Annotated in this window: 21 protein-coding genes; 7 read left to right on the forward strand and 14 right to left on the reverse strand. The window is 65.5% G+C overall.

Annotation, left to right across the window (positions count from 1 at the left end; all coding sequences use genetic code 11):
• The first annotated feature begins 254 nt into the window (after nt 1-254).
• Genes tauA through KFO72_RS04770 form a run of 3 tightly spaced genes read left to right on the forward strand, consistent with a single transcriptional unit; the run spans nt 255 to nt 2,952 of the window.
• Nucleotides 255-1,286, forward strand: coding sequence for a taurine ABC transporter substrate-binding protein (gene tauA, locus KFO72_RS04760; RefSeq protein ID WP_225031517.1), 1,032 nt, complete (start codon nt 255-257; stop codon nt 1,284-1,286).
• Complete coding sequence (locus KFO72_RS04765; RefSeq protein WP_225031518.1) at nt 1,283-2,062, forward strand: taurine ABC transporter ATP-binding protein; 780 nt, start codon at nt 1,283-1,285, stop codon at nt 2,060-2,062. The genes tauA and KFO72_RS04765 overlap by 4 nt, the downstream gene beginning before the upstream one ends.
• On the forward strand, nt 2,062-2,952 hold the full coding sequence (locus tag KFO72_RS04770; RefSeq protein ID WP_225031519.1) for an ABC transporter permease subunit: 891 nt from the start codon (nt 2,062-2,064) through the stop codon (nt 2,950-2,952). The genes KFO72_RS04765 and KFO72_RS04770 overlap by 1 nt, the downstream gene beginning before the upstream one ends.
• Nucleotides 2,953-2,967: 15 nt before the next feature.
• Here KFO72_RS04770 and speB read toward each other — a convergent pair whose 3' ends face one another.
• The 8 genes from speB to KFO72_RS04810 all read right to left on the reverse strand — a co-directional run bounded on the left by speB (nt 2,968) and on the right by KFO72_RS04810 (nt 9,780).
• A complete protein-coding gene (gene speB, locus KFO72_RS04775; protein WP_082670559.1) occupies nt 2,968-3,918 on the reverse strand; it encodes an agmatinase in 951 nt (316 codons plus the stop codon).
• A 44-nt stretch (nt 3,919-3,962) separates the two neighbouring features.
• Nucleotides 3,963-4,508 carry a cupin domain-containing protein gene (locus KFO72_RS04780; RefSeq protein ID WP_054932247.1) on the reverse strand — a complete coding sequence of 182 codons (546 nt, stop codon included), beginning with the start codon at nt 4,506-4,508 and terminating at the stop codon, nt 3,963-3,965.
• 204 nt (nt 4,509-4,712) lie between these two features.
• Entirely contained in the window at nt 4,713-5,435 is a 723-nt protein-coding gene (locus KFO72_RS04785) for a DUF1989 domain-containing protein (protein WP_224099329.1), read from the reverse strand.
• A gap of 12 nt (nt 5,436-5,447) precedes the next feature.
• Nucleotides 5,448-6,713, reverse strand: coding sequence for a M20 family metallo-hydrolase (locus KFO72_RS04790; RefSeq protein WP_225031520.1), 1,266 nt, complete (start codon nt 6,711-6,713; stop codon nt 5,448-5,450).
• A complete protein-coding gene (locus KFO72_RS04795) occupies nt 6,710-7,552 on the reverse strand; it encodes an amino acid ABC transporter ATP-binding protein (protein ID WP_060608214.1) in 843 nt (280 codons plus the stop codon). The genes KFO72_RS04790 and KFO72_RS04795 overlap by 4 nt, the downstream gene beginning before the upstream one ends.
• Complete coding sequence (locus KFO72_RS04800) at nt 7,549-8,226, reverse strand: amino acid ABC transporter permease (RefSeq protein ID WP_224099327.1); 678 nt, start codon at nt 8,224-8,226, stop codon at nt 7,549-7,551. The genes KFO72_RS04795 and KFO72_RS04800 overlap by 4 nt, the downstream gene beginning before the upstream one ends.
• Before the next feature lie 15 nt (nt 8,227-8,241).
• On the reverse strand, nt 8,242-8,904 hold the full coding sequence (locus tag KFO72_RS04805; RefSeq protein WP_054932242.1) for an amino acid ABC transporter permease: 663 nt from the start codon (nt 8,902-8,904) through the stop codon (nt 8,242-8,244).
• A gap of 18 nt (nt 8,905-8,922) precedes the next feature.
• Nucleotides 8,923-9,780: a transporter substrate-binding domain-containing protein gene (locus tag KFO72_RS04810; protein WP_054932241.1), complete on the reverse strand. Its 858-nt coding sequence runs from the start codon at nt 9,778-9,780 to the stop codon at nt 8,923-8,925.
• Nucleotides 9,781-10,168: 388 nt separating this feature from the next.
• Between KFO72_RS04810 and KFO72_RS04815 the strand changes: the two genes are divergently transcribed.
• The 3 genes from KFO72_RS04815 to KFO72_RS04825 all read left to right on the forward strand — a co-directional run bounded on the left by KFO72_RS04815 (nt 10,169) and on the right by KFO72_RS04825 (nt 13,462).
• Nucleotides 10,169-11,737, forward strand: coding sequence for a methyl-accepting chemotaxis protein (locus KFO72_RS04815; RefSeq protein ID WP_225031521.1), 1,569 nt, complete (start codon nt 10,169-10,171; stop codon nt 11,735-11,737).
• A gap of 271 nt (nt 11,738-12,008) precedes the next feature.
• Complete coding sequence (locus KFO72_RS04820) at nt 12,009-12,278, forward strand: hypothetical protein (protein ID WP_225031522.1); 270 nt, start codon at nt 12,009-12,011, stop codon at nt 12,276-12,278.
• A 206-nt stretch (nt 12,279-12,484) separates the two neighbouring features.
• On the forward strand, nt 12,485-13,462 hold the full coding sequence (locus tag KFO72_RS04825; protein ID WP_225031523.1) for a LysR substrate-binding domain-containing protein: 978 nt from the start codon (nt 12,485-12,487) through the stop codon (nt 13,460-13,462).
• Between the two features lie 9 nt (nt 13,463-13,471).
• Here the strand turns inward: KFO72_RS04825 and KFO72_RS04830 are convergent, their stop codons facing one another.
• From KFO72_RS04830 to KFO72_RS04855, 6 genes are all read right to left on the reverse strand, one after another.
• Complete coding sequence (locus KFO72_RS04830) at nt 13,472-14,155, reverse strand: SDR family NAD(P)-dependent oxidoreductase (protein WP_225031524.1); 684 nt, start codon at nt 14,153-14,155, stop codon at nt 13,472-13,474.
• A gap of 33 nt (nt 14,156-14,188) precedes the next feature.
• A complete protein-coding gene (locus tag KFO72_RS04835; RefSeq protein WP_054932235.1) occupies nt 14,189-15,526 on the reverse strand; it encodes an NAD(P)/FAD-dependent oxidoreductase in 1,338 nt (445 codons plus the stop codon).
• A gap of 24 nt (nt 15,527-15,550) precedes the next feature.
• The gene (locus tag KFO72_RS04840) at nt 15,551-16,369 is read right to left on the reverse strand and encodes an amino acid ABC transporter permease (protein ID WP_225031525.1); all 819 of its coding nucleotides are present in this window, start codon (nt 16,367-16,369) and stop codon (nt 15,551-15,553) included.
• A gap of 49 nt (nt 16,370-16,418) precedes the next feature.
• Nucleotides 16,419-17,237, reverse strand: a complete 819-nt coding sequence (locus KFO72_RS04845; protein WP_060610431.1) for a substrate-binding periplasmic protein — start codon at nt 17,235-17,237, stop codon at nt 16,419-16,421.
• Nucleotides 17,238-17,308: 71 nt separating this feature from the next.
• Nucleotides 17,309-18,034, reverse strand: coding sequence for an amino acid ABC transporter ATP-binding protein (locus KFO72_RS04850; protein ID WP_224099323.1), 726 nt, complete (start codon nt 18,032-18,034; stop codon nt 17,309-17,311).
• A 33-nt stretch (nt 18,035-18,067) separates the two neighbouring features.
• A complete protein-coding gene (locus tag KFO72_RS04855; RefSeq protein ID WP_225031526.1) occupies nt 18,068-19,408 on the reverse strand; it encodes an NAD(P)/FAD-dependent oxidoreductase in 1,341 nt (446 codons plus the stop codon).
• A gap of 139 nt (nt 19,409-19,547) precedes the next feature.
• Between KFO72_RS04855 and KFO72_RS04860 the strand changes: the two genes are divergently transcribed.
• Entirely contained in the window at nt 19,548-20,480 is a 933-nt protein-coding gene (locus tag KFO72_RS04860) for a LysR substrate-binding domain-containing protein (protein ID WP_225031527.1), read from the forward strand.
• Nucleotides 20,481-20,608 lie beyond the last annotated feature (128 nt).

Consider the following 20,608-nt stretch of genomic DNA (forward strand, 5'->3'; position numbering starts at 1 on the left):
AAAAGCGGTAAGCGCAATGCAATGAGCGGATTGCGCAGCGTGCGCGAAATACGATACGGCAAGCGCGCGAATCCGGCTCGCCGAATGCACAAACCGGCCCGTGCAGCGATATCAGCGGCTTTCGCTGTTTCCGCATGAAAAGCAAAGCTGCAACGGCGTAATTTGCTACGCACGAAACATTCGAACGACGGCGGCAAGAAGTGCCTATAGTCGGAAGCCTCATGCAGTTTCCATAACCAGCACGCAATCTTCCGATGAACCACACTCTCTCTTTCCTGCGCCGCGCGTTGCACGCCGCCGCGTTCGTCGTGGCGGCGGCCGCGATCGTCTCGCCCGCCCACGCCGACACCCGCGAAGTCGTGATCGGCTATCAGGACATGGTCGTGCCGTGGCGTTACGCGCAGGTCACGGGTGCCGTCGAAAAAGCCACCGGCTACAAGGTGACGTACCGCAAGCTCGGCAGCGGCGCGGATGTGATCCGCGCGCTCGCGTCCGGCTCGATCCAGCTCGGCGAAGCGGGTTCCAGCCCGATCGCGGCGGGGCTGTCGCAGGGCGTGGACCTGTCGCTGTTCTGGATTCTCGACAACATCAACGACGCGGAAGCGCTCGTCGCGCGCGACGGCTCGGGCGTGACGAAGCTCGCCGACCTGAAGGGCAAGACGATCGGCCTGCCGTTCGTGTCGACGTCGCACTTCCATGCGCTCGTCGCGTTGCAGCAGGCGGGCGTCGATCCGTCGACGGTGAAGATCCTCAACCTGCGTCCGCCCGAGGTCGCGGCCGCCTGGCAGCGCGGCAATATCGACGCGACGTACATCTGGGACCCGGTGCTCGCGAAGGTCAAACAGAACGGCAAGGTGCTGATCACGTCGGGCGAAGTCGCGAAGGAATCGGGCAAGGCGACGTTCGACGGCTTCGTCGCCGCGCGCCAGTTCGAGCGCGACAATGCCGCGTTCATGACGGGCCTCGTCAAGGTGCTGGCCGAAACGGATGCGCAGTATCGCGATCACAAGGCGGCGTGGACGCCCGCGTCGAAGGAGGTGCAGGCCGTCGCGCAGGAGTCGGGCGCAGCGCCCGCCGACGTGCCCGCAAGCCTGGCGTTGTACGCATTCCCGACGCCCGCGGAACAGGCGTCGCCGACGTGGCTCGGCGGCGGCAAGCAGTCGGGCGCGGTGGCATCGCTGGCGGCGACGGCGGCCTTCCTGAAGACGCAGGGCACGATCCAGAACGTGCTGCCCGACTATTCGGGCGCGGTGAATCCTCGCTTCGCGCAACAGGCCGCGCGATGAGCGCGCTGGAAATCCGCGGCGTCGGCGTGACCTATGACGGTGCGGATGAGCCTGCGCTCGCGGGCGTCGATCTGCGCATCGACAGCGGCGAATTCGTCGTCGCGCTGGGCGCGTCGGGTTGCGGCAAGACCACGCTGCTCAATTGCATCGCCGGTTTCGTCGATCCCACGCAAGGCGAGGTGCGGCTGAACGATGCGCCGATCGAAGGACCGGGCGCCGAGCGCGGCGTGGTGTTTCAGAAGCATGCGTTGATGCCGTGGCTCAACGTGCTCGACAACGTGGCGCTCGGACTTCGCTTTCGCGGCGTCGCGCGCGACGAGCGGCACGAGATCGCGCGGCGCACCCTAGCGCTGGTCGGCCTGGAGCGGCATGCGAACGCCAGGGTGTACGCGCTGTCGGGCGGCATGCAGCAGCGCGTGGGCATCGCCCGCGCATTGGCGAGCGACCCGCAAGTGCTGTTGATGGACGAGCCGATGGGCGCGCTCGACGCGCTCACGCGCGAAACGGTACAGGAACTCGTGCTCGACGTCTGGTCGCGCACGCAAAAGACGGTGTTCTTCATCACGCACAGCGTCGAAGAGGCATTGTTTCTCGCGACGCGTCCCGTGCTGATGACGCCGGGTCCGGGACGCGTCGCGGAAGTGCATGAGCTGCCGTTCGCGCGCGCATATCTCGCATCGCGCGATGCGCGCGCGGTGAAGTCGTCGGCGGGCTTTATCGAGTGGCGCGAGCGTTTGACGCGCCGCTTGCATGAGACGGTGCGGGAGGCCGCCTGATGAACTCGATCGATTCTTCGCGGCAAAACGCAACGGGCCGCGTGCGTGCATCGCGCCGCGCCGACGCCGACGCGCCACGCACGCGCACGCGCAGGCGCAAGTCGAATCGCGGCATGCCCGGCGAAGGGCCGACCGCCGCGCTCAGCACGTTTTGCGTGGCGGCCTTGCTGCTGCTGTGGTGGGCCTCGTCGCACTTCGGCTGGGTGCCGCCGCTGTTTCTGCCGTCGCCGGAGGCCGTCTGGCGCGCATTCGCCGACGCATGGAACGGCCGCATCCAGGGCGGACTGCCGTTGTCGGAACACTTGATGTGGAGCGCAATCCGCGTGTTCGGCGCATTTGCGCTCGCCTGCGTGACGGCCGTACCCATCGGCGTGCTGATGGGCGTGAGCCGCGTTGCGCGCGGTCTGCTCGATCCGCCCATCGAGTTCTACCGGCCGCTGCCGCCGCTCGCGTATCTGCCGCTCGTGGTGATCTGGTTCGGCATCGACGAAACGGCGAAGCTTGTCGTCATCTGGCTCGCGTGCTTCGCGCCGATTGCCATGGCCGCGCGTGCGGGCGTACGCAGCGCAACCGTCGAGCAGATCAATGCCGCGTGGTCGCTCGGCGCGAACTTCAGGCAGGTCGTGCTGCACGTCGTGTTGCCCGCGGCGCTGCCGGAGATTCTCACGGGGCTGCGCATCGCGATCGGCTTCGGCTGGACCACGCTGGTCGCCGCCGAGATGGTCGCGGCGACGGCAGGGCTCGGACAGATGGTGCTCAACGCGTCGAGCTTTCTGCGCACCGACGTGGTCGTGATGGGCATCGTGCTGATCGGCGCGATTGCGTGGCTGTTCGATCTCGGCATGCGCGCGCTGGAGCGCAAGCTCGTGCCGTGGAAGGGCAAGCAGTAGCGCGATGGCCGCCTGCTAACGGTGCTCGCTGCTCGCGCGCCTCGCGAGCAGGCACAGTATTTCGTACATCAGCGTCGCGGCGACGAGCGCGGTGTTGCCGCTCGGATCGTAAGGCGGCGACACTTCGACCACGTCGCCGCCGACCCAGTTGAGCCCATCGAGACCGCGCAGCAGCGCCTGCGTCTCACGGGTCGTGAGACCGCCCACTTCCGGCGTGCCCGTGCCCGGCGTGAACACCGGGTCGAGCCCGTCGACATCGAGCGAAAGATAAACAGGCGCATCGCCGACGATGCGCCGCGCTTCTGCCGCAACAGCGGCCGCCCCGAGCGCGTCGAACTCCTCGATGAACACGACGCGCATGCCGTGATCGAGCGAGTAGCGCCAGCCTTCGTCCGAATTCTGCGCCCCGCGAATGCCGATCTGAATGGTGCGCCTGGGGTCGAGCAGACCTGCTTCGACCGCGCGGCGAAACGGCGCGCCGTGCGTGAATTTCGAGCCTTTGAACGAATCCCAGGTGTCGGTGTGCGCGTCGATATGCACCAGCGCGATCGGCTCGCGCGGCGCCAGCGCCTGGAAGATCGGATAGGTGATGGAGTGATCGCCGCCCGCCGTCAGCGCGAGCTTGCCGGCGCGGAACACCGGTTCGAAGAAGCGGCGGATATCATCGTGCGCGCGTTCGAGATGATAGAGGTCGGTAAACGGCACATCGCCGATATCGGCGACGCGACAGGCGTCGAACGGATTGAAGCGCGTCACGTGATGGATGCCGCGCATCATCGTGGACATGTTGCGGATTTCACGCGGGCCGAAGCGCGCACCCGGGCGCGCCGTGACGCCGCCGTCGAAGGGCACGCCCGCCAGCGCGATGTCGAAGGTGCTCGGGTCGGTGCTGAACGGCACGCGCATGAAAGTCGGGATGCCCGCGAAGCGCGGCTGCTGCATCTGGGTCAGATCGGTGCCCGTCACATTGAACTCCTGTTTCACTTTCGTTCGGCAGCCAACCGCATGCTTTAGAAGGTTGGCGGCGTATTGATCCACAGCACGCGGGTAATGCAGTCGCCGGGATTGCGGTAGCTGTGCGGCTCGGTGCTCGGGAAGTAGAAGGAGTCGCCCGCCTGCAGCCGGTAGCATTCGCTGCCAAGCGTGAGTTCGAGTTCGCCTTCCAGCACGTAGCCCAGTTCCTCGCCGGCATGGCTGATCTGCTCGTCGCTGCGCGCGAGCGGTTCGAGCACGTGAATGTCGCCTTGCAGCAGTTGTCCGGGGCCCGCCACGACGAGCCGTTCCAGCATGATCGAGCCGCCCGCGCGGCCATGCCGGCCCGACGCCTGCTGCACGCCGGGAAAGCGCACGGATGGCCGTTCGCTGGCGCGCTGCACGGGCGTGACGGTTGCGACAGGACCGGACACCAGCGCAGCGATGTTCGTATCGAGCGCGAGCGCGATCCGGTGCAAGGTCGCCAGCGACGGCGTCGCATGGCCGCCCTCGACTTTCGACAACAGGCTCTCCGAGCAGCCCGCCTGCTCCGCCAGTGCCTTGAGCGTGAGCTGCTGCACCATGCGCGCGTGCCGTAGCCGTGTGCCAAGACCTTCTGCTGCCGCGCCTTGTGCGGAATGAGCCGCTGCCGTGCGGGGCGTTTTGGCGGCGCGCCGTGGCGCGAGTGAGGACGGCCTGCGGGAAGCGCCGTTGCCGGACGTGGGGGTTTTTCTGGTGGCCACCGTGTGCGTTCTGTCGATCAGCGTAAAAAAACGGCCTGGCGAGTATCAGGCGAGAACCGTGAACTCGACTTCGACCGGGTTGAGTGCGTTGATGGGAATGATATCCTGCGGGCACGCCGACATCACGACGATGCAATCCATCGCCGCCTTGATGTCCACATGGTCGCCCGCTTTCGACACGGGCGGCAGCCAGTCGATCGTGTAATCCGGCTTGACGGGAATGTTCATCCACAGGTTGAACGGCTGCGGCACTTCCCGCGTGCGCAGGCCGATTGCCTTCAGCGCCAGCCGCAGATTGTCCGCGCAGTTGTCGTGATAGCTCTCCACGCCCAGGTTCCTGTAGCGATACAGGTCGCAGGCGGCGATCAGCGTATCGTGCACGCCCGGCGACGTGTCGGCGGCCAGTTCGGCGATCGGGCGGCGATGGTTCGTCACGAGCGGGTCGCCCGGCTGCGGAATGATCTTGTCGATATATGCGCGCGTGTGTTCGAACGAGAGGAATTCGTTCAGGTGCGTGGCATTGAAGATCCACGTGTCGCAGACCTGCGTGCCGTGCGGGTTCGAGATGCGGATGGTTTGCCCCGCCTTGACGCGCACGGCGCGGCCGCAGCGGGCGGGCACCGTGTAGGTCTTGCCGGGTTCGGGCGTGCCGTCGGCGGAAATCGGTTCGTGCAAGGTGGCGTTCTGGCCGAGTTCCGTGCCGTTGTCGTCGCTTGCGTGTGCATGCGTGTGGGTATGGGTGTGGGCGTGTACGGCAGTCGTGCTCATCTGGGTTCCTTGTCAGTCGTTGCAAAGGGTGGTGAGGGTGTGCGCGAGCGCGCGTGCGCCCAGCACGAGGTGACGGGCGTCCGTGGCTTCCGCCGGGTTGTGGCTGATGCCGTCGCGGCTCGGCACGAACAGCATGGCCGTCGGGCAGTGCTGCGAGAGATACATCGCGTCGTGAAAGGCGCCCGACGTGAGCCGCAGCGCAGGCGCCTCGAGCGCATGGCAGGCGGCGTCGAGCCGCGCCAGCACCGTCGCGTCGAAACGCACCGGCGCGTGAGTGAAAAGCGGCGCGATGCGCGCGCCGTGGCGCTGCGCGCAAGCCGATACCTGCGCGTCGAACGAATCGAGCACGTGGGCGTCGGGATGACGGAAATCGACGGAGAAGGTCACGTCTGATGGAATCGTGTTGATCGAATTCGGCGTCACGCTCCAGCGCCCGAATGTGATGCGCGTGTGCTCGCCGCCCAATGAGGTGGCGATTGCTTCGAGCGAGGCCCGCAGCGCCACGGCCAGTGTCATCGCATCGCGGCGCATCGGCATCGGCGTGGTGCCGGCGTGCGCAGCCACGCCCTGGCAGTGGAACTCGTACCAGCGCACGCCCTGAATGCCCGTGACGATGCCGAGCGGCACGCCGGCATTCTCCAGTTGCGGGCCTTGCTCGATATGCAACTCGACGAAAGCATGCGCAGGCGGCGCGTCGCCGCGTGTCGGCAGGCCGGGCAACGCATGCCGATAGCGCTCCAGCGCGGCGCCCAGTGTGACGCCGTCCGCGTCGGCGGCGTTCAGGTAGGCAGGCATGCGCGACGGCTCGACAAATGCGCTCGATCCCATCGCGCCGGGCGCGAAGCGCGTGCCTTCTTCATTGGTCCAGATCGCGACTTCGAGCGGGCGGCGTGTGCGGATGCCCGCATCGTTGAGCGCGGCCATGCATTCGAGCCCGGCGAGCACGCCGTAGCAGCCGTCTAGCTTGCCGCCCGAGGGTTGCGTGTCGATGTGGCTGCCCGTCATCACGGGCGGCGCGGCGTCGCTGCCGGGCCGGTGGATGAACAGGTTCGCGCATGCGTCGGTGGTGACGGTGCAGCCCAACGCATGCGCATACCCGACCAGATGGCGCCGCGCCTCCAGATCCGCAGCACTGAGAGCGGGGCGGTTCACGCCGCCGTCGGACCGCGCGCCGAATGCCGCGAGTGCTTCGATCGACGCGAGCAGGCGTGTGTCGTCGACGCTTGCGGCGGCGCGCAGTGCATCGTCCGAGAGGTGATGGCTACCGGCGCGCATCATGACGGCGCCCCCGACGTCTGCGCCGCGCTGTCCGTCCTTGCCGCCGGTGCGCTGAAGCTCAGGCTACGATCGAACCACGGCTTGAGAAATTGCTGAAGACGAGGCGTGCGCGAGTTGCCGAAGAGCTGCGAAGGCGGCCCCGACTCCACGATCTGCCCCGCTTCCATGAACACGACCTTGTCGGAAATCTTTGCGGCAAAGCTCATTTCATGCGTGACCATGACCATCGTCATGCCGTCCTGGGCGAGTGAACGGATCACGTTCAGCACTTCTTCCACGAGTTCGGGATCGAGCGCCGAAGTCGGTTCGTCGAGCAGCATCACTTCCGGCTCGATGGCGAGCGCACGCGCAATGCCCACGCGCTGCTGTTGGCCGCCGCTCAGCCGCGCAGGATAGACGTCCGCCTTGTGCTGCAGGCCGACGCGCGCGAGCGCCGCGTGCGCCTTGGCGCGCGCGTCCGCGCGGCGCATCTTCTTGGCTAGCACGAGCGGCGCAGCGACGTTGTCGAGCACGCTCATGTGCGGCCACAGGTTGAACTGCTGAAACACCATCGAAACGGGCCGCCGCACTTCCGCGACGCTCGCCTCGCTGTCGCGATCGCGCGGCGTGCGGCCAGCCGAGCGATAGCCGAGCAGTTGCCCCTTGATCCAGACCTCGCCTTCGTCGTAGGGTTCGAGAAAGTTCATGCAGCGCAGCGCCGTCGTCTTGCCCGAGCCGGACGGCCCGATCAGCGTGACGATTTCGCCGCGCATCACGTCGAGGTCGATGCCCTTGAGCACGCGGGTTGCGCCGTACGACTTGCCGACGGCGCGCAGCTTGAGTATGGGTTGAGCGCTCATGTGGCTTTATTGGTGGCTGTATTGGTGTCGCTACGCAGAAAAGGAATCGTCGCCGTCGCGCGCTGCGCCAGCAGCGACACGGCCTGCGTGAGCAGCCAGTAGCTCACGATCAGCAGCGCATACGGACCGATGTACGTGTAAGTGGAGGCGACGATGTCGCTGGCCGTCATCGTCAGTTCGGGGACCGTGATGATGGAAGCGACAGCGCTCTCCTTGATCACGAGAATGATCTGGTTCGCGAGCAGCGGCACCGCGAACGCGAGCGCCTGCGGCAGCTCGATCGCGCGGAATGCCGCCCAGCGGCTCACGCCGAACGCCTGCGCAGCCTCGATCTGGCCGCGCGGCACGCTGGCCCATGCAGCGCGAAAAATCTCGGCGAAATACGCACTCGCATAGATGGCGAGCGACACGACCGTCGCTTGCACGGCCGTCATCGTGATACCGAAAACGGGCAGCCCGAAGTAGACGATCATCAGTTGCGACAGGTAAGGCATCCCGCGGATCAGCCAGACGAACAGGCCGTAGGGCGCGGCTAGCACGCGGGCGTATCGCAGGCGCCACGCATTGAGCGCGAACCCGCCGGCCATGCCGAGCACAGCCGCGATCAGGCTGACTTCAAGCGTGACGAGCATCGCGTCGGCGAAGCGCGGCACGAGAGCGAGCAGGTTATCCATGAAAGTGATCCCCAGTCATGCGCGCGGCACTGCGCGGCGCTCGTAGCAATGCGCGGCAAAGGACAACAGCGTCGTGATGGCCAGATAGAACAGCGCGGCGCACGTGTACACCTCGAGCGGCCGGTACGTCGACGACGACAGCTGCTGGCCGACGCGCATCAGGTCCGTGACGGATATCACCGACACCACCGCCGACGCCTTGACGATATCGATCATCTCCGACACGAGCGCGGGCAGCGTCACCCGCACCACCTGCGGCACTTCGATGTGCCACAGCACCTGACGGCGCGTGAGATTGAACGTGACGGCTGCTTCGATCTGCCCGCGCGCGATCGAGCGAAAGCCCGCGCCCAGAATCTGCGACTGATACGCGGCCGTGTTCATCGACAGCCCGATGGCCGCCGCGACTGTGCCGGGCACCGCGAGCCCGAGCGCCGAAGGCAGGTAATACATCACGAGCAGTTGCGCGAGCACGGGCGTGCCGCGAAACACGCTGACGTAGACCCGTGCGGCGCCCGCGAGCAGCCGGCTCTGGCTGGCCGACATCGTGTAGATGAAGATGCCGGCAAAGAAGCCGCAGAACACGGCAGCCGCCGACAGCCACAAGGTCGTCAATGCGCCGTCCAGCAACTGCGGCAGATAGCCGGCGCAGCGTGCGAGCAGATCGGGGGCGTTCATCTGGCGGCTCGCGGCACGTCAGATGGAGGGCGCGGGGACGGCGTCGACGGGGACGTCCATCGTCGAGCCGAACCACTTCTCCTGCAGCTTCTTCATCGTGCCGTCGCGGTTCGCGCGCGCGATGCCGTCGCTGAAGAGCTTGACCAGTGCGGCGCTGTCGCTGTCCTTGCGCGCCACCCAGGCGAAGTAGCTCTTCGGCCCGATCGTCTGCGGCAGCAGCGCGAACACGCCCGGGCGCGATTTCATCAACGGTCCCAGGTTCGCGACCGATTGCGCGACGGCGTCGAGCCGTCCCACGGCGAGGTCGGCATAGGCTTCGTCGAACGCGACGTACTGCTTGATCTGCTTGATGCCGGGGCCGCCTGCGTCCTTCAGTTTCTTGTCGAGCGCCTGCAATGCCTGCAGCTGCGCCGAGCCCGTCTGCGAGCCGACGATCTTGCCGTTCAGGTCGTCGGGCGACTTGATGCTGGTGTCGCCGTTGCGCAGCAGCACGCCCGTCGTCGCGTCGGCGACGGGCAGCGTGAACGCGAAGTGGCTGACGCGGTCCTTGTTGACGGTGACGGCCGTCACGACGATGTCGAAGCGCTTGGCGTCGAGTCCCGGCAACAGTCCCTGAAACGGCAGGTCCAGCTGCTTGACCTTCACGTCGGGGATGGATTTCAGCACGTAGGCCATCAGGTCGGCGTCATAGCCGACGATCTTGCCGTTGTCGACATACTCGAACGGCGCGTAACGGGCCTCCGTCGCGATGGTGATTTCCTTGTTCGTCTTGATGCGCGCCAGCAGATCGTCGGATTGCGACCAGCCCGGCGTAGCGGCGACGAGTGCGAGCGCACCGAGCAACGAGACGACCAGACTGCGAAGAGGCTTGTTCATGACGCTTCCTTGTGAAAGGCCCGTGGCCGATTATGAAAGTGAAAAGAATTAAATTCAAGTTACTTGAATGACGTTCAATAAGCATGAGGCGTGCCATGTGACGCAGCCCTGCCGGGCGGGGAGGCCGGTCTGCGGGATGCACCGGGGCGGGGAGTTTTGCGCGCCGCCGAGATCGCGCGCGACGCACGATGCACCGTGCTGGGGAGTGGCGCCGCGCGGCGATGTCGCAATTCGTCGCATCGGTGTCGCGCTGGCATCACAGGAGCCGTGCGGCGTTGCCGTTAGTGCTGGAGACGGCCTGCCATCGCATGGCCGCCCCGTTTTCGTTCTGACTACTGGAGAAACGCTGCGCGCGCCGCGCTTGCGGCGCGCGCGCTGACTTGCGCTCATGTTCAGAAACACCACGATTCGCGGCGGGCTCGCCGCCACCATCTCGGGTTGCACGCTGCTGTTGATGCTGGTCATCGCGGCAGCGGTGTTTGCGCTCTTCAAGAGCAATGCCGCGCTCGACGCGATGTATCGGGACGACACGGCTTCCGTCGTGCATCTGAAGACCAGCTCCGAGCGGCTGCTGGTGTTTCGCACAGGACTCGCGGACGTCGAGCAGCTGATCAGCGCAGGCAAGCCGGCTACCGCTGAGATCAGGCAACTGCATGTGCTGCTCGCCGAGAGCAACCGCGAGCTCGATGCGTACCGTGCGCTGCACGCGCCCGACGCGCAGGAAACGGCGCTGCTCGCGGCGATGACGAACAAACGCGACCGTCTGCTGGCGCAGGCTTTTTCGAAAGCGCTCAAGCAGCTCGACGAAGAGAATCTGGTCGACTTCCTGAGCACGCAGCGCGAGATGCCCGTCGCGCTGTTCGACGAATATCAGAAGGCGCTCATCGCGCTGGAGGACTTTCAGGTGCAGCGCCAGCGCATGCGCTTCGATCACGCGAACGAGCGCTTTCACATGACGCTCTGGGGCTTCGGCGCGGCGGGATTGAGTGCGCTGATCGTCGGCATGCTCGCGCACCGGGCGCTGACGCGGGCGATCGTCACGCCCGTCAATGCCGCCGTCGAATACTTCGCGAAGATTGCAGCGGGCGACCTCACGGCCGTCGTCAAGACTGAGCGCCGCAATGAAATGGGCTACCTGCTCGACGCGCTGAACGACATGCAGCAAGGTCTCGTCGCGGTCGTGCGCAAGGTCAGGGCGGGGACGGACGCGATCATGCACGACGCCCGCGCGATTGCGAGCGGCAACCGCGATCTGTCGATGCGTGCCGGCGATCAGGCCGCCTCGCTCCAGCAGGCGGCCGCCAGCATGGAACAACTGACGGCCACCGTGCGGCAGAACGCCGACAATGCGCACGACGCCAGCGCGCTCGCCACGCGTGCATCCGACATCGCGACACGCGGCGGCGAAGTGGTGCGTCAGGTCGTCGACACGATGGATGCGATCTCGGATAGCTCGGCGCGCATCGTCGGGATTGTCGGGGTGATCGAGAGCATTGCGTTCCAGACCAACATTCTTGCGCTGAACGCAGCCGTCGAAGCGGCGCGCGCGGGCGATCAGGGGCGTGGCTTCGCGGTGGTGGCCAGCGAGGTGCGGTATCTGGCGCAGCGCAGTGCCACCGCCGCGAAGGAAATCAAGGAACTGATCGGCAACTCGACGCAGAGCGTGCGTGCGGGAAGCGAACTGGTATTGCGCGCGGGCTCGACGATGGACGACATCCTGAAAGCCGTGCAGAGCGTGAACGCGATCATGGCGGATATCAGTCTTGCGTCCCGCGAGCAGACGGCGGGCATCGAACTCGTCAACGCGACCGTCGTGCAGATGGAAGCGATGACGCAGAGCAACGCATCGCTGGTCGAATCGGCGTCGACCACGGCGGCCTCGCTGGAAGCGCAAAGCGAGCATCTTCACGGCGCCGTGGCGCTATTCCGTGTGAGCGCGGACGAGCAGGTCGGCTGACGAAGCGCGGCGGCGCTCGGGATGTTGGGTTGCCCCGCGCAGTGAGCGGGAAACTGTCGGCTGCCATCCGCCATTGCGGCCGTTTCATCTGGCCGCGTGAATCCGCACCGTCAGCCCCAGCGCCTTGATTGGCGGGCCTTCGGGCGGTCGCCGGCCGATCCGCGCGCACGATTGGCATGGCCCCTGCAGTTGTCGCTGTGGATTGCACGAAGCGCGTCGCACCAGACGGCTTGCGTGCATCTCGTTGCTCAACGCACTCAAGGGAGTCCATATGAACGCGAAACTGATCGGCGCGCTGTTGCTGGCGTGCGTGACGTCGGTTGCCCTGCCAGCCTTCGCAGGCGACGACGGGCCCGCTTCCGGTCCTCTAACCGGCGGCGTCGTGAAAGCGTCGCACGTTGGGCACAGCGCTCAAACGACCTCGCCGGACAAGGCGAGGCCTCGCAATCAAAGCGGCGTCGGCGGTGTCGAGTCGGGCAAATCGCAGTCCGGCCGGCGCGAGCAGCCCGACAGCATCGACCCGATGTATCGCGGCGGTTGATTTGCCCTTGCGGTATCTCCGCTCGCGTCGAACCTGAGCCAGGCCTCAGGTTCGCGTCAAAATTGCCGGACGATAAGCGCTACCGTCGCGCTATTTCACGCGAGGCGCGTCCAACTGTTCGCCAAATCCGGCTAATTGCGGTGTTTGCTTGTTTTTGCCGGTCCGCACGTCTTATCCTTGTTGTTTGGCAGCCGAAAGGGGATAGCGTGGACCGCGTTCAGGCAATGGAAGTATTCACTCGTGTGGTCGATGCGAACAGCTTCACGCGCGCCGCAGAGCAGATGGGCATGCCGCGCGCGACGGTGACGACGACCATCCAGAATCTCGAAGGGGTGCTCGGCGTGCGTCTGATGAACCGGACCACGCGCCGTCTGTCGCTCACGCCGGAAGGCGCGGCGTATTACGAGCACTGCATCCGCATCATCACCGACATCGCGGAAACGGACGCGAGTTTTCAGGCGGGCAATCGCAAGCCGAGCGGGGCGCTGCGCGTGCACATGCCGAATTCTCTCGGGCGTCATCTCGTCATTCCGGCGTTGCGCAGCTTTCACGAGCGCTATCCGGACATCTCGCTCGATCTGGGTCTCTCTGACCGGCCCGTCGATCCCGTCGAGGAAGGGATCGACTGCATGGTGCGGGCGGGTCCGCTCGAAGATTCGTCGATGGTTGCGCGGCGCGTCGGCACGCTCAAGCGCGTGACGTGCGCTTCGCCCGATTATCTGGCGCGCTATGGGGCACCGCAGAGCATCGACGATCTGGCCATGCATCAGGCCGTGAATTTTCGCGTCGCGCACAACACGCGGCCGATGCCGTGGATCGTTCTCGTCGACGGCAAGCCAACGGAAGTGCGGATGAACGGTGTCGTCACGGTCAACGACTCGGAAGCGTACGTCAAGTGCGGACTGGAAGGCTTCGGCCTGATCCAGCCCATGCTCTTCATGGTCGCGTCGAAACTGCGCGACGGATCGCTGCTCGAAGTGCTGCCCGACTTCAAGCCGAAGCCCAAGCCGGTTTCGATCGTGTATCCGAACAACCGTCATCTGTCCGCGAAGGTGCGTGTGTTCGCGGACTGGATCGCCGAACTGTTCGAGTCGACGCCCGCGCTGGCGGACGGCGACATACGGCGCGTCGCTGTGCCGCCACGCGAGACGCAGCAGGCCGATCATGGGCCGATCGCTGCGTGAGCTTCGTCGTCACAGCATGTCTTCGTGACGGCAATTGATCAGCAGTTCGGCCATGCTCGCCGTGTTCGGCAGTTCGAGCGTATTCACGACGATCGATGCGATGTCGCCCGGCTGCGTCATCGCGTCGGGCGGCAGATCGGCGAGTCCGGCGGCCATATCGGTGTTGACGAAGCCGGGGCAGACGGCTGTCGCGCGCACGCCGTCGTCCCAGCCCGCGCGCCGCACTGCGTGAGTCAACGCGATCACCGCGTGCTTCGACATCTGATAGCCGACGTTCAGATTCTTCACCCGCTTGCCCGACAGCGACGCGAGCTGCACGAAGCGGCCGCTGCCCGCGCGCCGCAGATGCGGCAACGCGGCCTGCGCGAGCCGGAAGGGCGCCTTCACATTGATGTCGAGCGTTTCATCGAGCAGCTCGCTCGCGCCGTCGTCGAACGTGATCATCTTGCAGATCCCGGCGTTGCTCACCAGCACGTCCAGACGGCCGAAACGATCGACGGTCGCATTGACCCACTGGCGGGCGGCATGCCCGTCACGCGCTTCATACGCGAACAGAAACGCGTCGAGCTCGTTATCGAACGATGACGGATCGCGCATGCCGAGCGACAGCCGATATCCGCGCCGATGCAACTCCAGCGCGATTTCGCGGCCGATGCCACGATTCGCGCCCGACACCATCGCTACCTTGTCCATGTGCTGTCCCGTTGACGATGAGATGGGCGACGCTCAGAAGCCCGCGTCGATCGTGATTTTCGTGCCGTCGCTGAAGCGTTCGAGGCGAAACGCGTGCGGATCGACGAGCGGCGTGTCGTTATTGACGAGATCGGCCATCAGCTTGCCGGCCGCCGGTCCAATGCCGAAACCGTGCCCCGAGAAGCCCGTGCCGATGAACAGTCCCGGCACGCGCGCGGCCCCGGAGATCACGGGAATCGCATCGGGCGTGACGTCGATATAACCGGCCCAGCGCTGCGCAATCTTCGCGCCGGCGAGTTGCGGAAACGCCTTCACGAACTCGCGCAGTCCGTTGTCGACATACGGCACGACGGGATCGGGGTCGAGCGTGCGGATGGCTTCGAAGAGGGTGGGACGGTCGAGCGCCCAGCGGCGCGGCCGCTTCAGTTCGTCGAGAAAACGCTTGCCGACGCGGATCTGCAACGCCCCCATCTGGCTCTTCAGCGCCTCGATGTACTTGAAGAACAGGCGGAACGCATCGGGCGTGAGGTCCGCGTGGGTGCGCAGGCCATACGCGACCGTGTAGCCGCCGTCGGCGCGTTTGCGGAAGGCGAACTCCTCGTTGTTCGCGCTGCACGTCGGGCCGCCTTCGAGCGGCTCGGTACGCAGCACCGAGGCGCGCGTCAGCAGTTGCGGCAGCTCGACGCCGAGGTTGCCGCAGAAATAGCGCGTCCATGCGCCGCCCGCGACGACGACGGCATCGCAGCGGATCGTGCCGTGCTCGGTGACGACGGCGCTGACGTGTCCGCCGCTCGTTTCGATGCCGCGTACGGCACAGGGCGTGAGTATCTTGACACCTCGCTTGCGCAGCGCGTTGGCGATGGCGGGCGCGGCTTTTTGCGGCTCGGCGCGCGCGTCGCCCGGCGTGTAGATGCCGCCCTTGAAACTGCGCGTCGAGCCGGGGAGCAGTCCGGCTATTGCCTCCGTATCGACTTCTCGCGTGTCGAATGCGTCACCGGCAATCTGCCGCGCGCGAGTGAGCCAGTCGCGATGCCTTGCCAGGGTCGCGTCGTCGTTCGATACATACAGAATGCCGCACTGGTTGAAGCCCGTCTCGATGCCCAGCGTGCGGTCCAGCGTGCGCCACAGCTTGAGGCTTTCGATGCTGAGCAGCAGTTCGCGCGGGTCGCGGCGCGTGACGCGCACCCAGCCCCAGTTGCGGCTCGATTGCTCGCCCGCGATATGTCCTTTCTCGCACAGCGCAACCTGCAAGCCCTTGTCGCTCAGATACAGCGCAGTGGAAACGCCGATGATCCCGCCGCCGATCACGACCACATCGGCGCGCTCGGGTAGCTGGATGTCGTCGGCGACGGTATCGACTTTCGGTCCCATGTTCGTGTGTTGAGTTGGAGGGGTTCAATGCCGGTGTTCGGCGATGCCGGCTGCCGCGGCCTGCGTGTTTGCATGCGATTGCAGTGCTGCCTCGCGCCGCGCTGCGCGCAGGCTGCGCGGTGCCTGCTTGCCGCCGCGCGCGCCGGGGTTCGAGAAGCGGTTAGTCCAGCGGTCGATGTGATTGATCGCATGCGTGAGCGGCACGGTGATCAGCAGATAGACGACGCCCGCCGCGACGAGCGGCGAGAGGTTCGCCGTGTTGACGGCCGTGTTTTGTCCGATCGTGAAGAGATCGCGTTGCGACGTGAGCAGTCCGAGAAAATAAACGAGGCTCGAATCCTTGACGATCGAAATGAACTGGTTGGCGAGTGCGGGCAGGATGCGCCGCACGCCCTGCGGCACGATGACGTGCCGCATGCCGCTCCAGTACGTCATGCCTAGCGCCTGGCACGCATACATCTGGCCGCGCCCCACGCTCTGGATGCCCGAGCGGAAAATTTCGGCGATATACGCGGACGAGATCAACGCGAGCGCGACGATCGCGAGGGGATAGGGGTTCGGCCCGAAGATCGACAGCCCGATGGGCGCCAGCCCCTGGCCGACCACGAGAATCACGAGCGCGGCGGGCAGGCCGCGAAACACGTCGATGAACACCTGCGCAGGAAACGTCAGCCAGCGCGTGTTGGACACGGCCATCAGCGCGAGCACCATGCCCGCGACGATGCCGAGCACCGTGGAGAACAACGACAGGATCAACGTGTTCACCAGGCCCGTACCCAACAGCGCCGGCAACGAATCGACCAGAAGCGGCCAGTCGAGGAAGTTCTGCAAAAAGGCGTCCATGTGCGCTCTCCGGAAGACGAAACGTGGTCGGTGAAGTGCGGCTGGCGGTTCAGGTGCCCGACTTCATCGCATACGGCGGCAGGTCGGCAGGCTTCGGATAGCCAGGATGGAATTGCAGATAGAGCTTCATCCACGTGCCGTCGGCCACCAGCTCGCCGAGCGTCTTGTTGAGCGCGCTTTCGAGCTTGACGTTGCCCTTGTGAACGGGAAAGCCCGCGGGCAGATTGACCGCGGATATGTCGAGCTTGTCCGCGATGTTCATTTGCGGGTACTTGCTTTGCAGGCCTTCCACCAGGGTCTTGTCGACGAAGTAGCCGTCGATGTACTTGTTGCGCAGCGCGAGGAACCCCGCGTTCAGATTTGGAAAGCGCACGATCTGCGCACTGGGCAGATAGCTGTCCGAATACGTGTCTTCGATGGTGCCTTGCACGACGCCGATCCGCTTGCCCTTGACGGACGCGACATCGCTCGAAATGGTGCTGTCCGGCAGCGTCGCGACGCTCAACAGGCCCGTCAGGTAGCCGTCGGAAAAGTCGACCATCTTGAGCCGGTCTTTCGTGATCGAAATGGAGCCGGCGGCGAGATCGATCTGCTGGTTCGCGACGCTCGGCAACAGCCCGGCGAAGTCCTGCGCGCGGAAGTCGGCGGACAGACCGAGCTTCGCGGCGATCGCGCGAATCAGCTCGACGTCGAAGCCCGTCATCTTGCCGTTGTCGATGTACGAATAGGGCTTGTTGTTCGCGTCGACGCCCGCGACGATTTTGCCCGGCGTGAGCGTGCCCACGTCTTCCGCATGAGCGGCCGATACGGCTGCGGCGCATAGCGAAGCAGCCAGTGCGAGACTGCGTGCAAACTGAAGAAAACGCATCATGAGGCTCCTCTCGAAAGGAACGGCGGTGAACGGAAGTGGAACAGCAATGCGAACGCGGCGTGTGCCGCTCAATGCAGAATGCGCGACAGAAACTCAAGCGCGCGTTCGGAGCGAGGGCGCGCGAAGAACTGTTCTTTCGAGTCGTCCTCAACGATGGCGCCGCGATCCATGAACAGGACGCGGTCCGCGACGCGCCTCGCGAAGCCCATTTCGTGGGTCACGCACAGCATCGTCATGCCGTCGTGAGCGAGCGCGCTCATCACGTCGAGCACTTCGTTGACCATCTCCGGGTCGAGCGCGGACGTCGGCTCGTCGAACAGCATCGCGACGGGGTCCATCGACAGTGCGCGGGCAATCGCCACGCGCTGCTGCTGGCCGCCCGACAACTGCGTCGGGTAGCTGTCTTCGTAATCGCGCAGGCCCACGCGGCGCAACAGGGAGCGCGCCTTGCCGGCGGCTTCGTCGCGGCTGCGCCCGAGCACCTTCATCTGCGCGAGCATCAGGTTGCGCCCGACGCTCAGATGCGGAAACAGCTCGAAATGCTGGAAAACCATCCCGACCTTCGCGCGCAGCCGCGCCAGGTTCGCGGTTTTCGCCGTGACGTCCACGCCGTCGACGACGATGCGGCCAGCCTGCACGGGCTCGAGCCCATTGACCGACTTGATCAGCGTCGACTTGCCCGAGCCCGAGGGCCCGCAGATCACGACGACCTCGCCGCGTTCGATCGTCGCGGAGCAGCCGGCCAGCACGCGGTGCTCGCCGAACCATTTCGAAACGTTGTGCAGATGGATCATCGTGGCTCCTCGAATTCAGTGACGCCGTGAAGGTCAGGACAGCGCGGCGCGCACGCGTCCGCGCCACAGGTCGTCGAGTTGATAGAGCGCGCTGCCGAGCGGCACGGCGATCTGACTGGCGATGCCTGCGCCGCTCAACGGAAATTCGCCTTCGCTGAAGGCGCCCGCATCGCGGTCCACGCCGAGCATATGTCTCGCGACGCGGTGGCCGAGGTAGCTCATCAGCGCGACGCCATTGCCGTTGCAGCCGAGCGCGTAGTGAATGCCGTCGTGCACGCCGATGTGCGCGAGCTTGTCGCGCGTCATCGCGACGTAGCCTTTCCATGCGTGTGTGATGCGCACGTCGCGCAGCGCGGGCCACAGTTGCAGCATCTTTCCGTATAGCAGGCGGGCCGCTTCGCGTTCGCTCAGTTCGCGGATCGCCGGGCGCGAGCCGAACAGCATCCGCGTGCCGTCGGGAGAGGGGCGTGTGTAGAACAGATTGCGTTTCGAGTCGCTGATCATCCGCGCGCCGGGGTTCAGCGCGTGCATCAATCCGTCGGGCAGGGGTTCCGTCGCGATCTGATAGCTCGCGACGGGCAGCACGCGGCGCGCGAAGAACGGCAGCAACGGGCCCGTGTAGCCGTTGGTGGCGACCAGCACATCGCGCGCGTCGAGCGAGCCGCGCGTGGTCTGTACGCGAAAGCGCGCGCCTTCCTGTGCGCCGTTCGCAATACGTTCGATACGTTCGGCCTGCGCGTGCGAATGCAGCGTGACGCCGCGTCGCCCGGCAAGCTCGCGCAGCGCGCGGTGATACTTCGCGGTGTGCAGCCCGCCGTATTCATCGACGAGGATGCCGCCGTAGTAATAGTCCGAGCCGATCATCGCGCGCTGTGCGTCGCGCTCGATCACATGCACGGTGACGCCCGTTTTGTCGCGCAGCAACTCACCCTGGCGGCGCAACCGGTCGAAATGGCCGGGCGTGTACGCGCCGAAAAAGCGGCCGGTGATCTGCAGATCCGCGTCGAGCGATTCGTCGGCGACGAGGCGTTTCAGATAGTCGAAGCTTGCCATCGATTCGCGCATCAGGCGCACGAGCCGCTCGGCGGGCACGCCGGCGATCGCGTTGGTCAGGGCCAGCTTCTGGCCGCTCGACACCATTCCGCCGCTGCGCGTGCTGCCGCCCGCGCCGATCTCGGCCGCATCGAGGACGGCCACGCGCGCGCCGTGGCTCGCGGCTTCCGCGGCTGCCGACAGCCCGCAATAACCGCTGCCGATGACGGCGATATCCACGTGGCGAGGCAGCGGCGAGCGCGCGGTTTCGGGCGGCGCGGCGTCCCACCAGTATGGGTCGCATCGAAAGGATTCGTGGAAAAGCAGGGAATCAGGGCGCATGAGCGTGACGGGTTCCGCGTGGTGAGGCCAGTCTAGGTTCGTGCCGCCCATCCGGTCAAATAGCGACAAAAAGGGCTTCTATTCATTTCTGATATGGCAAGCTGAGGTCTCTGTTCAGGGCGAGCGGGCGGGAGAGACGATGAATCAGAGGCAGATCGAGGCATTCCGGCTGGTCATGCTGCGCGGCTCGATGACGGCGGCCGCCGAAGAGCTCGGTACGTCGCAACCGAGCATCAGCCGGCTGATTGCGGAGCTGGAGACGGCGACGGGGCTCACGCTGTTCGTGCGCAACGGCGGGCGTATCCACGCGACGGATGCGGGGAGTGCGTTCTATCGCGAAGTCGAGCGCAGCTTTGTCGGGCTGGAAAAGCTGGAGAACTCGGCACGTGAGATCCGTCAGTTGGGTAGTGGACGTTTGCGGATCGTCGCGGCGCCGGTGCTGGCGCTGTCGTTTTTGCCTGCGGTGATCGAGCGGTTTCTGGCGGATTACCCGCGGGTGATTGTCTCGCTGGAGATGAGAAGTGAAGGGACGATTCAGCGATGGGTGTCGTCGGCGTACTGTGATGTCGGCTTCGCGACGGCTACACCGGACGCGTTTGGCGTGACGAGTGCCGAGTTATACCGGCTGCCGGCGCTGTGTGCGCTTCCTGCGCGGCATCCGTTGACTGCGCGTGAGCGCATCGAAGCGGGCGATCTGCGCGGCGAACGGCTGATCCTGCCGTCGTATGCCGACGACACGCGCAGTCCGCTCGATCGTGTGTTGCGGTCGGCTGGCGCCGGGCAGGTGCCGGCGATCGAGACGCCGTATGGCGCGACGATATGCGCGCTTGTTTCGCGCGGGCTAGGGATTGGGATTGTTAATCCGCTTGCAGCGATTGGTGCTGATCCGAAGCGGATCGTGTTTCGCGGTTTTGTGCCGCAGATTATGTTTCGTGGGTTTATGCTGTGTCCGCAGTTGCAGTTGCCGAATCCTGTTGTGCAGGTGTTTCTTGAGTTGGTGCGCGCGATGATGGCGCGGGAGATTGGGGCGCGTTCGCGGAAGGGGGTGGGGGTTGCTCGGGGTAGGCGGTGAGGTTTGGTGTTTTTGGTTTTGGTTTGGTTTGGTTTTGGTTTGGTTTTGGTTGTGTTTGCGCTGGCATCCGCGATTTGTTAGCGTGCTTCACGCGTCGCCCCTGTGCGGGGCGGCACCTACTTTTCTTT

This window comes from Paraburkholderia sp. XV, assembly GCF_020177535.1.
GTDB classification, from domain to species: Bacteria; Pseudomonadota; Gammaproteobacteria; order Burkholderiales; family Burkholderiaceae; genus Paraburkholderia; species Paraburkholderia caribensis.

Bases quoted from the DNA above. Each gene is read 5' to 3' on its own strand.
- tauA (WP_225031517.1), top strand. From the start codon at position 255: ATGAACCACACTCTCTCTTTCCTGCGCCGCGCGTTGCACGCCGCCGCG.
- KFO72_RS04765 (WP_225031518.1), top strand. From the start codon at position 1,283: ATGAGCGCGCTGGAAATCCGCGGCGTCGGCGTGACCTATGACGGTGCG.
- KFO72_RS04770 (WP_225031519.1), top strand. From the start codon at position 2,062: ATGAACTCGATCGATTCTTCGCGGCAAAACGCAACGGGCCGCGTGCGT.
- KFO72_RS04780 (WP_054932247.1), bottom strand. From the start codon at position 4,508: ATGGTGCAGCAGCTCACGCTCAAGGCACTGGCGGAGCAGGCGGGCTGC.
- KFO72_RS04785 (WP_224099329.1), bottom strand. From the start codon at position 5,435: ATGAGCACGACTGCCGTACACGCCCACACCCATACCCACACGCATGCA.
- KFO72_RS04790 (WP_225031520.1), bottom strand. From the start codon at position 6,713: ATGATGCGCGCCGGTAGCCATCACCTCTCGGACGATGCACTGCGCGCC.
- KFO72_RS04795 (WP_060608214.1), bottom strand. From the start codon at position 7,552: ATGAGCGCTCAACCCATACTCAAGCTGCGCGCCGTCGGCAAGTCGTAC.
- KFO72_RS04800 (WP_224099327.1), bottom strand. From the start codon at position 8,226: ATGGATAACCTGCTCGCTCTCGTGCCGCGCTTCGCCGACGCGATGCTC.
- KFO72_RS04805 (WP_054932242.1), bottom strand. From the start codon at position 8,904: ATGAACGCCCCCGATCTGCTCGCACGCTGCGCCGGCTATCTGCCGCAG.
- KFO72_RS04810 (WP_054932241.1), bottom strand. From the start codon at position 9,780: ATGAACAAGCCTCTTCGCAGTCTGGTCGTCTCGTTGCTCGGTGCGCTC.
- KFO72_RS04815 (WP_225031521.1), top strand. From the start codon at position 10,169: ATGTTCAGAAACACCACGATTCGCGGCGGGCTCGCCGCCACCATCTCG.
- KFO72_RS04820 (WP_225031522.1), top strand. From the start codon at position 12,009: ATGAACGCGAAACTGATCGGCGCGCTGTTGCTGGCGTGCGTGACGTCG.
- KFO72_RS04830 (WP_225031524.1), bottom strand. From the start codon at position 14,155: ATGGACAAGGTAGCGATGGTGTCGGGCGCGAATCGTGGCATCGGCCGC.
- KFO72_RS04835 (WP_054932235.1), bottom strand. From the start codon at position 15,526: ATGGGACCGAAAGTCGATACCGTCGCCGACGACATCCAGCTACCCGAG.
- KFO72_RS04840 (WP_225031525.1), bottom strand. From the start codon at position 16,369: ATGGACGCCTTTTTGCAGAACTTCCTCGACTGGCCGCTTCTGGTCGAT.
- KFO72_RS04845 (WP_060610431.1), bottom strand. From the start codon at position 17,237: ATGCGTTTTCTTCAGTTTGCACGCAGTCTCGCACTGGCTGCTTCGCTA.
- KFO72_RS04850 (WP_224099323.1), bottom strand. From the start codon at position 18,034: ATGATCCATCTGCACAACGTTTCGAAATGGTTCGGCGAGCACCGCGTG.
- KFO72_RS04855 (WP_225031526.1), bottom strand. From the start codon at position 19,408: ATGCGCCCTGATTCCCTGCTTTTCCACGAATCCTTTCGATGCGACCCA.
- KFO72_RS04860 (WP_225031527.1), top strand. From the start codon at position 19,548: ATGAATCAGAGGCAGATCGAGGCATTCCGGCTGGTCATGCTGCGCGGC.